Annotated in this window: 11 protein-coding genes and 1 pseudogene; 10 read left to right on the forward strand and 2 right to left on the reverse strand. The window is 74.0% G+C overall.

All coding sequences use genetic code 11. The features are described 5' to 3' along the window. The coding region (locus ABZ318_RS35905) for a hypothetical protein (RefSeq protein ID WP_356906623.1) at positions 1-1015 on the reverse strand (1015 nt) is incomplete at its 3' end. Between the two features lie 400 nt (positions 1016-1415). On the opposite strand from ABZ318_RS35905, the gene ABZ318_RS35910 reads away from it, so the two are divergent. From ABZ318_RS35910 to ABZ318_RS35955, 10 genes are all read left to right on the forward strand, one after another. After that, a complete protein-coding gene (locus tag ABZ318_RS35910) occupies positions 1416-1925 on the forward strand; it encodes an O-acetyl-ADP-ribose deacetylase (protein WP_356906624.1) in 510 nt (169 codons plus the stop codon). 483 nt (positions 1926-2408) lie between these two features. After that, positions 2409-2714: a hypothetical protein gene (locus ABZ318_RS35915; RefSeq protein ID WP_356906625.1), complete on the forward strand. Its 306-nt coding sequence runs from the start codon at positions 2409-2411 to the stop codon at positions 2712-2714. Positions 2715-2917: 203 nt separating this feature from the next. Further along, positions 2918-4084, forward strand: a complete 1167-nt coding sequence (locus ABZ318_RS35920) for an acyl-CoA dehydrogenase family protein (RefSeq protein WP_356906626.1) — start codon at positions 2918-2920, stop codon at positions 4082-4084. A gap of 164 nt (positions 4085-4248) precedes the next feature. Continuing rightward, positions 4249-5139: a bifunctional MaoC family dehydratase N-terminal/OB-fold nucleic acid binding domain-containing protein gene (locus ABZ318_RS35925; protein ID WP_356906627.1), complete on the forward strand. Its 891-nt coding sequence runs from the start codon at positions 4249-4251 to the stop codon at positions 5137-5139. Position 5140: 1 nt separating this feature from the next. Next, positions 5141-6181: an acyl-CoA dehydrogenase family protein gene (locus ABZ318_RS35930; protein WP_356906628.1), complete on the forward strand. Its 1041-nt coding sequence runs from the start codon at positions 5141-5143 to the stop codon at positions 6179-6181. Positions 6182-6186: 5 nt separating this feature from the next. Beyond that, positions 6187-6570 carry a MaoC family dehydratase gene (locus ABZ318_RS35935; protein WP_356906633.1) on the forward strand — a complete coding sequence of 128 codons (384 nt, stop codon included), beginning with the start codon at positions 6187-6189 and terminating at the stop codon, positions 6568-6570. Then, on the forward strand, positions 6567-7733 hold the full coding sequence (locus tag ABZ318_RS35940; RefSeq protein ID WP_356906629.1) for a lipid-transfer protein: 1167 nt from the start codon (positions 6567-6569) through the stop codon (positions 7731-7733). Before ABZ318_RS35935 ends, ABZ318_RS35940 begins: the two co-directional genes overlap by 4 nt. A gap of 370 nt (positions 7734-8103) precedes the next feature. Continuing rightward, entirely contained in the window at positions 8104-9057 is a 954-nt protein-coding gene (locus tag ABZ318_RS35945; protein WP_356906630.1) for a DUF1906 domain-containing protein, read from the forward strand. A 143-nt stretch (positions 9058-9200) separates the two neighbouring features. Then, positions 9201-9746, forward strand: a complete 546-nt coding sequence (locus tag ABZ318_RS35950) for a SigE family RNA polymerase sigma factor (protein WP_356906631.1) — start codon at positions 9201-9203, stop codon at positions 9744-9746. A 136-nt stretch (positions 9747-9882) separates the two neighbouring features. Beyond that, positions 9883-11535, forward strand: coding sequence for a long-chain fatty acid--CoA ligase (locus tag ABZ318_RS35955; RefSeq protein WP_356906632.1), 1653 nt, complete (start codon positions 9883-9885; stop codon positions 11533-11535). A gap of 29 nt (positions 11536-11564) precedes the next feature. Here ABZ318_RS35955 and ABZ318_RS35960 read toward each other — a convergent pair. Continuing rightward, positions 11565-13973, reverse strand: a pseudogene (locus tag ABZ318_RS35960) (PAS domain S-box protein); the annotation flags it as partial.

Genomic DNA, 13973 nt, shown 5'->3' on the forward strand with positions numbered 1-13973 from the left:
CCGTCCCTCGCTGGCCGAGTTCCTCGACGCGGACGGGTGCGGGTGCGGGTGCGGGAGCGGGGGCGGGCTGGGGCGCGGGCGACGGCGGCGGCGGAGGAGCCGAGGGGTACGGCTCGGGCTCCGCCCGGTAGCCCTCGAAGGACGGCGAGAAGGTGCCGGAGCCGACGGTCAGGGAGCTGTGCGGCTCCTCCTGGGGGTGCGGAGCGGCCGCGGGGTCCTGACCGTGCTGCGGGACCGGTCCCAGCACCGGGGGCCGGGACCGGCGGGCCCGGGGCAGGACGAAGTGGTCGAAGCCGGGGAACGCCGGGGGAGCCGGGTGGGCGGCGGGCTGGGCGTACTCGCTCTGCCACTGCGCGCGGTAGTACTCCACCTGGTCCTCGCAGGAGGAACGGGCGTGGAAGATCGCGGTGTTGTCGCCCAGGTCCGGGTACCAGAGGTTGGGGCCGGGGAAGCGCACGGTCCGCATCCGCGGCTTGATCTCCTCGGCGCACCCCATGCAGCAGCCCTCCGGCACGAGGAGCGGGATGCCGCCGCTCTGCTCGGGGCGGCGGGGGCCGCCTTCCGGGCGGTACTCCCCGTGGTGGCAGGGCGGCAGTTCGCCGCAGGCCCGGCAGACGGCGTAGTGCTCGGGAAGGACCTGCCAGTCCTGGCTGGCGGGGGCGCACCAGTGCTTCGCCGCGGACCGGGGCAGGTTCTCGTCGCGCAGTACGAGGACCACCGGACGCCTGTAGAACTCGGCGCGCTCCGGGGCCGGTTTGACCGCCTGGTTCTCGGCCCGCCGCAGTTCGTTGGCGTGCCACCACAGTTCGACGTGGTCGCGCCATGCCTTCTCGTAGGATTCCGGCCAGTGGTTGCCCGGATAGCCGGTGATGTCCAGGACGCGCCACGCCTGCCGGTCGAGCACGACGATCGATCCGGCCTGCAGCCGCAGATGTGTTCCCTTGACGCCCTCGTCCGGCCAGTCATGGCGGCCGATGCGGGTGGGCTGGTCTGGGAGCCACCTGCGAATCTGCATGACACGCTCCTCGGCAACGAAACTTCGTAGTTTCAAGTGGGGCAGTAGGTGACATTCTGAACAATTTAGGCGTCGGGTTGGGGTTAGACACGCGCACAGCCCTGAGCGATTGAAGGCCGGAAACGCCTTCTGTGCCGGGTATTTCGCTTCCCCCGTCCGACGGACGTCCGCAGGCGCCCGCTCCTCCGGGGCGGCGGTCCCGTACCCGGCTGCCCGGCCCTCACGCCCACCCGTACGTGTGACGTCGCTTCCACAGGGCCTTCCCGTACGTATGCATCGCTCCGCGCCCCGGCCGCCCGTGGCTCCGGACGGGGGTTCCCGGTCCGGCGAGGTGGTAAAAGCGGTGCCGCCCGGCGGAGAGGGACATAGGGTCCGGAGATCCACGGAGACAGGGGTAGGGATGCGGATCGTGCTCGTCCAGGGAGACATCACCGCCGAGGCGGTCGACGCGGTGGTCAACGCCGCGAACTCCTCGCTGCTCGGCGGGGGCGGGGTCGACGGAGCCATCCACCGGAAGGGCGGCCCGGAGATCCTCGCCGCCTGCCGGGACCTGCGGAGCTCGCACTACGGCAAGGGGCTGCCGACCGGGCGGGCCGTCGCGACCACGGCCGGGCGACTGCCGGCCCGGCACGTGATCCACACGGTGGGGCCGGTGTGGTCGCGCGACGAGGACCGCTCGGAGCTGCTCGCCTCCTGCTACCGCGAAGCGCTGCGGGTGGCCGACGAGTTGGGTGACCGCACGGTCGCGTTCCCGGCCATCTCCACCGGCGTCTACGGCTGGCCGATGGACGACGGCGCCCGGATCGCCGTGGAGACCGTCCGGGCCGCCGCGACCGAGGTGGAGGAGGTCCGCTTCGTGCTCTTCGACGCGACCGCGTACGCCGCCTTCGAGGCCGCCCTCGCGCGCTAGCGGACTCACGGGAGGCCGACGCCGGCCACCCCTCCCGGAATCCTGGAACCAGAGCCGAACACATTCACTTGTCCAGCGAATGTGTTCGGCTTTTCTCTTCACGGCCCTTCGTGGAATTCCCCGGCACCGGCGTTCCGTACGACGGATTGACTGAAAAGCTGCCGGAACGCTTCGCCCCTTGGGACACAACGGCCGTGTCGGCCGACACGCCGTGCATGGAGCTCCCGTCCCCCGCTGAGCTGCGCCTTTCTCGCTGTGGGCGGGTTTATCGGCTTGTCCTCACGCTTGCGGGGGAATCGGCCGCTCCGGGGTGGTTCGCCGGGGATTCGGTGGGCAACTCTGGATTCGCGACGTCGAGCACGAAGACCGGGGCGGTCGGCCAACTGCCTTGGACATGGCCGTACTTCAGAGCAGTTCCGCAGAGAAGTTCCGCAGAGCAGTTCCGTGCAACAGCATCAGCTTTCAGTTCCCGGAGGAACAGACATGGCAAGCATCCGTACCGCCCGCATCCTCGCCGCTGCCGCCGCCCTCCCCCTCGCCGCCGCGCTCTTCGCCGGGGTGGCCCAGGCCGACAACGGCGGTTTCGCGGACGACGGATCAAACACGAGCGTCGCCACGATCATCGGCAGCGGAGTCGGCGGGCACAACCTCGGCAACTCGACCACGACGCAGCAGGTGGCGACCGGTTCCGGTGCCTCCAACCAGAACAACACCGCGAGCGTGAACGGCTCCGCCTTCACCCACATCGACCAGACCAACAACGTGGTCAACTTCCACCCGTGGTGGTGACCGGCATCGCCTGAGCCGGCCCGACGGGGGGCGTGACCGTGGTGTGAACGACGGCCCGCACATCGGTACTTCGGTACGGGTGTGCGGGCCGTCCCGCTTTCGCGCGCGGTTTCCGGGGCGGTGCGGGCGTCGCCGACCTTGACAGGCGCACGGAATCTGACGGACAGTCAGAAATCTCAGTCGTCCCACGGGAGGCCGTCGCCGTGCACCTCGCCCCGACCGAGCGGCAGCTGCGGCTGCGCGCCGAACTCCGCGCGTACTTCCGGGACGTGATGCCCGACGGGCCGCCGCCCGCCGGCGACTCCGACGCCCAGCGCCGACTGCTCCGCCGGATCGGCGCCGACGGACTGCTCGGCCTCGGCTGGCCCGAGGAGTACGGGGGGCGGGGCCGCGGGCCCGACGAGCAGTTCGTCTTCTTCGACGAGGCGTACCGCGCGGGCGCCCCCGTCTCGATGGTCACCCTCAACACCGTCGGCCCCACACTCATGGCGTACGGGACGGAGGAGCAGAAGGCCTTCTTCCTGCCCCGGATCCTGCGCGGCGAGACCGTCTTCGCCATCGGCTACAGCGAGCCCGAGGCCGGCACGGACCTCGCCTCCCTGCGCACCCGGGCCGTACGGGACGGGGACTCCTGGCGCGTCGACGGCCAGAAGATCTTCACTTCCAACGCCCAGAACGCCGACTGGATCTGGCTCGCCTGCCGCACCGATCCCGACGCGCCGCCGCACCGCGGGATCTCCATCGTCCTCGTCCCCACCGACTCCCCCGGTTTCTCCTGGACCCCGATCGAGACGGTGGGCGGTCTGACGACGACCGCCACGTACTACGACGGGATACGGGTCCCCGAGGGCAACCTCGTCGGGCCCGAGCACGGCGGCTGGGGCCTCATCACCAGCCAGCTCAACCACGAGCGGGTCGCGCTGGCGGCGATCGGCATGCAGGCGGAGGACTTCTTCGCGGCCGTCCTCGACCGGGCCCGCACCCCCGATCCGGTGACGGGCCGGCGTCGCATCGACGAGCCGTGGGTCCGGATCCGGGCCGCCGAAGCGCATGCCCGGCTGGCCGCGACACGCCTGCTGAACTGGCGCTTGGTGGGCGACGTGGGGGCCGGTCGGCTGGCCCCGGGGGACGCGAGCGGAGTGAAGTTCGCGGGCACCGAGTCGGCGGTGGAGGTGTACCGCATCTGCCAGGAGATCGCGGGGCCGCCGGGGACGGTGCGGGCGGGATCGCCGGGGGAGCTCGACGGCGGCGAGCTGGAGCGCATGAACCGGGCCGCGCAGATCAACACCTTCGGGGGCGGGGTGAGCGAGGTGCAGCGCGAGATCGTCGCGAGGATGCGGCTCGGGATGAAGGGGAGGGGGCGGCGATGAGCGCATCGGAACGGCCGGCGAGGAGCCGTACGAAGGCGCCGGACGCGCCGGACGCGCCGGATGCGCCAGACGCGGCGGGCGTACCGGATGCGCCGCACGCGTCAGACGCACCGGACGCACCAGACGCACCGGACGCACCGGACGCACCGGACGCACCGGACGCCTTGTACGAGCGGCTCGTGGCCTTCCAGGGGCTGGCCGCCGCCACCGCCGGGATCGGCAAGGACCCGGTCAACCTGCCCATGATCAGGCACTGGTGCGAGGCGATGGGGGACGCCCACCCCGCCTACCGGGGGCCGGACGCCGTCGCGCCCCCGACCATGCTCCAGGCGTGGACGATGGGCGGCCTCTCCGGGCACACGGACCGGTCCTCGGCGTACGAGGAGCTGTTCGCCCTCCTCGACGGCGCCGGATACACCTCGGTCGTCGCGACCGACTGCGAGCAGGAGTACCTGCGGCCGCTCCGCCCGGGCGACGAGATCGGCTTCGACACCGTCATCGAGTCCGTGTCGGAGCGCAAGACCACCAAGCTCGGCACCGGGTACTTCGTGACGACACGGACGGACGTCCGGGCGGGCGGCGAACTCGCGGGCACGCACCGCTTCCGCATCCTCAAGTACGCGCCCGCCGCCCGGCCGCCCCGGAAACCCCCGGCCCGGCGGCCCCGGCCCGTGATCAACAGGGACAACGCCGGCTTCTGGGAGGGCGTGGCCGAGCACCGGCTGCTGATCCAGCGCTGCGGCGGCTGCGCGGCCCTGCGCTTCCCCTGGCTGCCGGGGTGCGCCGACTGCGGCTCCCGGGAGTGGGACACGGTCGAGGCGAGCGGCTCCGGGACGGTCTTCTCGTACGTGGTGATGCACCACCCGCCCTTCCTGGCTTTCGACCCGCCGTACGCGGTCGGGCTGATCGAACTCGCCGAGGGCGTGCGGATGATCAGCAACGTGGTGGGGGTGCCGTACGACAAGGTGCGGATCGGGATGCCCGTACGCCTTGAGTTCCTGCGGGTCGACGAGGACCTGGAGCTCCCCGTCTTCCGTGCGGGAGGGGAGGACTGACATGGACTTCACCCCCACCGAGGAGCAGGAGGCCGCCCGGGAGCTGGCCGGGCGGATCTTCGCCGACCTCGCCACGCACGAGCGGCTCCGGGCCGCCGGGACCGGCACGGACGCCGAGCTCTGGAAGGCGCTCTGTGCGGCCGGGCTGCCCGGCGCCGTCGAGGAGACCGGTCTGCTCGGCCTGGTCCTGCTCCTGGAGGAGCAGGGACGCAGGACGGCGCAGGTGCCGTTCGCCGCGAGCTGTGTGTACGGGATCCTCGCCGTCGCCCGGCACGGTACGGAGGAGCAGTGCGCCCGGCTCCTGCCCGGTCTGCGCGACGGCACGACGGTGGTGACGGGCGCGTTCCCCGCGCCGGGCACGGTCACCGCGGGTCCGGAAGGACTCGGCGGCGCCGTGGGCTGGGTGCCGTGGCTCAGGGACGCCACCCATGTGCTCGTACCGGACGGGGACCGCGTCCTCTGGCTGGTCCGCACCGAGGACGCGGCCGCCGTCGAGGCCGTCGAGCTCACCGCACCCTGGGCGGCGGCCCGGCTCGTCCTCGACGGGACGCCGGCCGAGCGGCTGGGGACGGGGACGGAGGGCGCAGGGCCCTACGAGGACGTGCTCGCCGCCGCGCGGATCGCCTTCGCCGGACTCCAGGCGGGGGTGTGCGCCGGGTCGCTCGCCAGGGCCGTGGAGCACACGTCCGTACGGGAGCAGTTCGGCCGTCCGCTCTCGACCCACCAGGCGGTGCAACTGCGGGCCGCCGACGCCCACATGGACACCGAGGCCATCCGGGTCACGGCCTACGAGGCCGCCTGGCGCTTCGACGAGGGCCTCGAAGCCGCCGGGGCGGCCCTGACCGCCGCCTGGTGGGCCTCCGAGGCGGGCAGACGGGTCGTGCACGCCGGACAGCACCTCCACGGCGGCATGGGCGCGGACCTCGACCACCCCGTCCACCGGCACTTCCTCTGGGGCCGGCAGCTCGACGCCCACCTGGGCTCCGGCACCGAACTCCTCGCCGAACTCGGCGACCGGCTCGCGAAGGGGGACCCGTCATGATCCCGATGAAGCCCGGGGACGAGCTGCCGCCTCTGGCCATCCCGATCACCCGCACCCTGATCGTCGCCGGGGCCGTCGCCTCCCGCGACTACCAGGACGTGCACCACGACGCCGAGCTGGCCCGGGAGAAGGGCTCACCGGACATCTTCATGAACATCCTCACGACCAACGGGCTCGTCGGCCGGTACGTCACCGACCACTTCGGCCCCCGGGCCGTCCTCCGCAAGGTCGCCATCCGGCTCGGCGCCCCCAACCACCCCGGCGACACCATGGTCCTGACCGGGACGGTCACCGACGTCGACGGGGACACGGCCGGCGTCCGGGTCGTCGGCGCCAACGGGCTCGGGCACCACGTCACCGGGACGGTCACCGTGGAGGTGGCGCGATGAGCGTCCGAAGCCGGGACGCGCTCGGCGGACGGGCGGCCGTCGTGGGCATCGGGGCGACCGAGTTCTCCAAGGGCTCCGGACGCAGCGAACTCTCCCTCGCCGTCGAGGCCGTGCGCGCGGCCCTCGACGACGCCGGGCTCACCCCCGCCGACGTCGACGGCCTCGTCACCTTCACCATGGACACCAACCCCGAGATCACCGTCGCCCAGGCGTCCGGCATCGGAGAGCTGTCGTTCTTCTCCCGCGTGCACTACGGGGGCGGCGCCGCCTGCGCCACCGTGCAGCAGGCCGCGCTCGCCGTCGCCGCCGGGGTCGCCGAGGTCGTCGTCTGCTACCGGGCGTTCAACGAGCGCTCGGGGCGCCGCTTCGGTTCCGGCGTCAAGGAGCGCGAACCCTCGGCCGAGGGCGCCGCCCTCGGCTGGCAGCTGCCCTTCGGGCTGCTCACCCCGGCCTCCTGGGTCGCCATGGCCGCCCAGCGCTACCTGCACGCGTACGGGCTGACCTCGGACGTCTTCGGCCACGTCGCCGTCACCGACCGGCGCCACGCGGCCCGCAACCCCGCCGCGTACTTCCACGGGAAGCCGATCACCCTCGCCGACCACGCCGCCTCGCGCTGGATCGTCGAGCCGCTCCGGCTCCTCGACTGCTGCCAGGAGACCGACGGCGGCCAGGCGATCGTCGTCACCTCCGTCGAGCGCGCCCGCGACCTGCCGCGCCCGCCCGCCGTCGTCCTGGCCGCGGCCCAGGGGGCCGGGCGGAAGCAGGAGGCCATGACCAGCTTCTACCGGGACGACCTGACCGGGCTTCCGGAGATGGGCGTGGTGGCCCGGCAGCTCTGGCGGACGTCCGGGCTCGCGCCCTCCGACATCGACGTGGGCATCCTCTACGACCACTTCACCCCGTTCGTGCTCATGCAGCTGGAGGAGTTCGGCTTCTGCGGGCCGGGGGAGGCGGCCGGCTTCGTCGCGGCGGACGCGCTCCCGCTCAACACCCACGGGGGGCAGCTCGGCGAGGCGTACCTCCACGGCATGAACGGCATAGCGGAGGCGGTACGGCAGATCCGCGGCACCTCGGTGAACCAGGTGCCCGGCGCGGCCCGGACCTTGGTCACGGCGGGCACGGGGGTTCCCACGTCCGGGTTGATCCTGGGCACGGACGGCTGAGGCGACGGCCTGAGCGGTGGCCGGGCGGGGCGGGCGGTCCTTCACTCGCGCCATGAGCACTCGCACGCCGCCAGCACCGGAAGCCTCCTCAGCACCCGGGGCCGTACCCGGTTCCGAAGCCGCACCTGTCTCCGCCTCCGCGCCCGAAGCCGCACCTGCCTCCGTACCCGGCTCTGCCTCCGCCTCCGCGCCCGGCTCAGCACCCGAAGTCGCACTCACCTCCGCCTCCGCCTCTGCCTCCGAAGCCACGCCCGCTTCTGCCTCCGCGCCCGGCTCCGAAGCAGCCTCCGCACCCGGGGACGGTCCCGTCCCGGCCCCGCCCTCGGTGCCGGTCCGTCCGCGTTCCGCGCCGCCTCCCGGGGCGCGGGCCGTGGTCGCCGTCGTGATGGCGGCGCTGGCCGGGACGGTCCTCCTCGACTCCCCGCCCCCGGCCACCACGAGGACCGAACGCCCGCCCGCGACAGCCGCGGCCCCGGCCGAGGGGCCCGCCCCGGCCGCGTCCGGCCCCGCCACGACGCCCGGCTCCCCCGCCGCCCTCGCCGCCCCCGTGCACTTCGCCGGGAAGGCCTTCGACACCTGTGAGGCGCCGTCCCTCACGGTGATGAGGGCCTGGCGGGGGTCCCCGTACGGGGCCGTCGGGATCTACTTCGGGGGGCGGGGGCGGGGCTGCCCCGTCCAGAAGGAGCTCACCCCCGCCTGGGTCGCCTCCGCCCACGCCATGGGCTGGCGGCTGCTGCCGCTCTTCGTCGGCTCCCAGGCGCCGTGCGTGGACTCCCTCGCCAAGCGGAAGTACGCCATCGGCAGCAACCCCACGGGCCAGGGCACCAAGGAAGGAGGCGACGCCGTCCGGGCGGCGAGCGCCCTCGGGATCGGCACGAGCAGCCCGCTCTACCTCGACATCGAGGCCTACCGGCGGGGTGACACGGCCTGCGCCGCGACCACCCTCTCCTTCGTCCGCGCCTGGAACCGGGAGGTGCGGCGCCTCGGCTACCTCCCCGGCTTCTACAGCAGCGCCGACACGGGGGTGCGGGACCTGGAGGCGCAGCGGAGGGCGGGGACGAAGGACCTGCCGGACGTGATGTGGTTCGCGCGCTGGCGGGGGCAGCCGGCGCTGCTCACCGAGTCGGTGCTGCATCCGGAGGCCTGGACGCCGCACGCCCGGATCCACCAGTACGCGGGGAACGTCACCGAGACGTACGGCGGGCGCACGCTCGCGATCGACCGCAACGCGATGGACGCACCCGTGGCCCGGGTCCCCGCCCCGGCCCGGTTCGCCGCGGGCGTCCCGGTGCCCCCGTCGTTCGTGGCGTTCCGGCGCCCCTGACGCGGGCACCGACCCTGACGCGGGCGACCCGGGTCTCCACCCAGAGGAGGTGGAGCCGTCCCCACCCCTACAACCTGAGGCGGACGGCGGGTCGGGACCTGGGGCCGATCCGCCGGGTACCCGTCCGCTCCTAGCGTGGAGCCATGACTCCGCCACCCTCTGGCCCCGTCTGCGCCGGTGCCTCGCAGTACGCGTCGTTCCCGACCTTCACCTCGTACGTACGGGCGCGTGGGCCCGTGCTCCTGCGCACCGCGCGCTCCCTCACCGCGAACCCCTCGGACGCGGAGGACCTCCTCCAGACCGCGCTGGCCAAGACCTTCATGGCCTGGGAGCGGATCGAGGACCACCGGGCCCTGGACGGCTACGTCCGCCGCGCGCTGCTGAACACCCGTACGTCGCAGTGGCGCAAGCGCAAGGTCGACGAGTTCGCCTGCGAGGAGCTGCCCGAGCCGGCCGGCCTCCCGGAGCCGGACCCGGCCGAGCGGCAGGTGCTGCACGACGCGATGTGGCGCGCGGTCCTGAAGCTGCCGGAGCGGCAGCGCCAGATGGTGGTCCTGCGGTACTACGAGGACCTCAGCGAGGCCCAGACGGCCGAGGTGCTCGGGGTGTCGGTCGGGACGGTGAAGAGCGCGGTGTCCCGGGCGCTCGGGAAGCTCCGCGAGGACCCGGAGCTGACGCCCGTACGGTAGCGGGCTGCTCCGTCCGGAGGCTTCCGCCAGTGGTCACTGGCAATTTCCGTACTCCCGGGTAGTGACATACCGCTCGGTATGTGCGCAGAATCTCCACACCCCTTCTGCCACGTAGCGCCCACCGGGAGGACGCCCCGTGTACAGCACCATGCAGGACGTACAACTGACCGTGAGCCGCATCCTCCAGCACGGGATGACGATCCACGGGAAGTCCACCATCACCACCTGGACGGGAGAGCCGGAGCCGCAGCGCCGCACGTTCGCGGAGGCCGGAACACGCGCGCACCAGCTGGCCCACGCCCTGCGCGACGAGCTCGGCGTCACCGGCGACCAGCGTGTCGCCACCCTGATGTGGAACAACTCGGAGCACGTCGAGGCGTACTTCGCGATCCCCTCCATGGGCGCGGTGCTCCACACCCTCAACCTCCGCCTGCCCCCCGAGCAGCTGGTGTGGATCGTCAACCACGCCGCCGACCGGGTCGTGATCGTCAACGGCTCCCTGCTCCCGCTGCTCGCCCCGCTGCTCCCGCACCTGCCGACGGTCGAGCACGTCGTCGTCGCGGGCCCGGGCGACCGTTCCGTCCTGGACGGCGCCGCCCCGCGCGTCCACGAGTACGAGGAGCTGATCGCCGGCCGCCCGACCGCGTACGACTGGCCGGAGATCGACGAGCGTTCGGCCGCCGCCATGTGCTACACCTCCGGCACCACCGGGGACCCGAAGGGCGTCGTCTACTCCCACCGCTCCATCTACCTGCACTCCATGCAGGTGAACATGGCCGAGTCGATGGGCCTCACCGCCAAGGACACGACCCTGGTCGTCGTCCCGCAGTTCCACGTCAACGCCTGGGGACTGCCGCACGCCACCTTCATGACCGGCATCAACATGCTCATGCCGGACCGTTTCCTCCAGCCGGCCCCGCTCGCCGAGATGATCGAGCGCGAGAAGCCGACCCACGCGGCCGCCGTCCCCACCATCTGGCAGGGCCTCCTCGCCGAGGTCACCGCGAACCCCCGCGACCTCTCCTCCATGAAGCAGGTCACCATCGGCGGCGCCGCCTGTCCGCCCTCCCTGATGGAGGCGTACGACCGGCTCGGCGTCCGCCTCTGCCACGCCTGGGGCATGACCGAGACCTCCCCGCTGGGCACGATGGCCCACCCGCCGGCCGGCCTCACGGCCGAGGAGGAGTGGCCGTACCGCGTCACGCAGGGACGCTTCCCCGCCGGTGTCGAGGCGCGCCTCGTCGGTCCCGGCGGAGAACACCTCCCCTGGGACGGCGAGTCGGCGGGCGAGCTGGAGGTGCGCGGCACCTGGATCGCGGGCTCGTACTTCGGCGGCATCGACGCCGAGGAGATCCGCCCCGCCGACAAGTTCAGCGAGGACGGCTGGCTCAAGACCGGCGACGTCGGCGTGATCAGCCCGGACGGCTACCTCACCCTCACCGACCGCGCCAAGGACGTCATCAAGTCGGGCGGCGAGTGGATCTCCAGCGTCGAGCTCGAGAACGCCCTCATGGCGCACCCCGAGGTCGCCGAGGCCGCCGTCGTCGCGGTGCCGGACGAGAGGTGGGGCGAGCGCCCGCTCGCCACCGTCGTCCTCAAGGAGGGCGCGACGGCGGACTACGAGACGCTGAGGGCCTTCCTCGCCGACGAGGGCGGCATCGCCAAGTGGCAGCTGCCGGAGCGCTGGGCGATCGTGCCGGCGGTGCCGAAGACGAGCGTCGGCAAGTTCGACAAGAAGGTCATCCGCCGGCAGTACGCGGAGGGCGAGCTGGACGTGACCCAGCTGTAGTGCCCCCGGCACCAACTGGCCCGACAGAGCTAGTTGGTGCCGATCTTCGCGAGCAGGTCGACGATCCGCGCCTGGACCTCGGCGCTGTTCGACCGCTCGGCGAGGAACAGGACCGTCTCGCCGGAGTCGAGCTTCGGCAGCTCCTCCTCGACGAGGTCGACCGAGGTGTAGACGACGAGCGGGGTGCGGTTCAACTGCCCGTTCGCGCGCAGCCAGTCGATGATCCCGGCCCGGCGGCGACGCACCTGCATCAGGTCCATCACCACCAGGTTCGGCCGGGTCTCGGTGGCCAGCGCGACCGCCTCCGTGTCCGTGGCCGCCCGCGCGACCTGCATCCCGCGCCGCTCCAGGGTGGCCGCGAGCGCCTCCGCGATGGACTCGTGCTCCTCGATCAGCAGGACCCGGGACGGGTGCTGCTCGCTGTCGCGGGGCGCGAGCGCCTTGAGCAGTACGGCCGGATCGGCGCCGTACGCCGCCTCCCGGGTCGCCTGTCCGAGCCCGGCCGCGAGCAGCACCGGCACCTCGGCGGCGACGGCGGCCTGCCGCAGCGACTGGAGCGCGGTCCGGGTGATGGGCCCGGTCAGCGGGTCGACGAAGAGCGCGGCCGGGAAGGCGGCGATCTGGGCGTCGACCTCCTCGCGGGAGTGCACGATCACCGGCCGGTAGCCGCGGTCGCTCAGCGCCTGCTGGGTGGAGACGTCGGGCGCGGGCCAGACGAGCAGCCGGCGCGGGTTGTCCAGCGGCTCCGGGGGCAGCTCGTCGTCGACGGGGCGCGGGGCGGGCCGGTTGGCGACCTCGACCGCGCCGCCCGGGCCGTCGAGCGGCTCCGGTCCCTCGGCGGAACCCTCGGCGGGCGCCCCTATGGCGTACGCCCGGCCCTCGGGCGGGGTGTCGTGCGGCGAAGGGGCCGGTGCCGTCGGCTGCGGCCTGGCCTCGGCCGGTGCGGGAAGCGGGGCCGGGACGGGCGGGTCGATCTCGGGCGGGGTGGCGAGCCTGCGCCGCCGCCCCGAGCCGTTGGAGGGCGCGGCGGGGGCGGCCGGAGGGGCCGGAGTGGCTGTCGGGGACGGCGGGACGAAGGGGACGCCCTGCCCGAGGGTACGGACGCTGAATGCCCGGCCCTGGGTCGAGTCCTTCGACACGGTCATCGGCATCGGCAGCTCGGGCGGCAGCGGTACGGAGCCGGTGCCCGTGCCGTTCACCGGCGCGGGCTGCGGCTGCGGCGCGGGGGCCTGCTGAGGCGCGGGCTCCGGCGCGTGCGGAGGCACGGTCCGCGGCGTCTGCTCCGGCAGCGGGGCCGTCACGGCCCGGCGCCGACCGGTCGGCTCGGCCGCCGTCGCCGTCATCGCCTCGGTCTGCGGCTGTACGTGCGGATGGGGCTGCGGCGGCGTGTGGTCGGCGCCCGGGACGCCCTGTACGGCCTCGTGCCGCCCCTCGTCGGAGACCGGCAGCGGGCCGACCGCGGGAGCGGCGGCCGGAAGTGCCGACTCGGCGTCACGGTCGGCCTCGGCGGGCCCGAGCGCGAACGGGGTGCGGGGCCCGGCCTCGGCCGCGGCGGCCCGCTCCTGCGCGGCGGCCAGCGCGCGCCGGCGGCGGCCGCTCGGCTGCGCCGGGGCCTCCTCGGAAGCGGAGGCGGAGGCGACGGCGGGCAGGGCACGGGCCAGGGCGGGAGCGCCCGTCGGCTCGACGGCGACGCCCTGCGGCGGCACGGCCGCGCCGAGCGCCGCACGACTCTGCGCACCCTCGGCCGCGGTCACCACGGAGCCCTCGGCGGGCCGGCCCCGACGGCGCCCGGTGGGCTCCACGGGGGCGGAGGCACCCGGCGGGACGGGGGCGTCGGGGGTCATGGGAAGGGCGGGGGCACCGGGCGGGACGGGCGCGCCGGGGGACACCGCGAGGGCGGACTCCGCCGGGGCGTTCTGGTGGGCGGGGATCAGCTCGGCGGGACCGGCGGCCTCTCCCGTACGGGCACGGCGGCGCCCGCTCGGCTCCGCACCGCCCTCGGGCGCGACCGCGCTCTCCAGGAAGGCGTCCGTCGAACCGCGCCGGGCCCGCCGCCGCCCCCCACCGGGGGCCTCGGCACCGGGGTGCGCCGCGGGAAGTCCGCCCGGGGCCACGACGGCACCGGGGTGCGCCGCCGGAAGTCCGCCCGGGGCCACGACGGCACCGGAACCCGCGACCGTGCCACCGCCGGGGGCCGTCCCCCCGGGAGCCGCGACGGACAGCGAGCCGGCGGCCGACGGCGACGCGGAGCCGGCGGTCTGCGGGGAGCCGGCGGTCCGCGGGTTCCCCGTGGCCTTCGGCGATCCGGTGGCAGGGCTCCCGGCCACCGGGCCCGAGGCCTGGGCGGGGAGCGCGAGGGCCTCGCCCGCGAGGCCCCGGGCCTGCTCCGCCGTGAGCTGATGCGTGAGCAGGTCGAGGTGGCCGGGGGTGAGCTTGAT

The sequence above is a fragment of the Streptomyces sp. NPDC006197 genome (genome assembly GCF_040613865.1).
GTDB lineage: Bacteria > Actinomycetota > Actinomycetes > Streptomycetales > Streptomycetaceae > Streptomyces.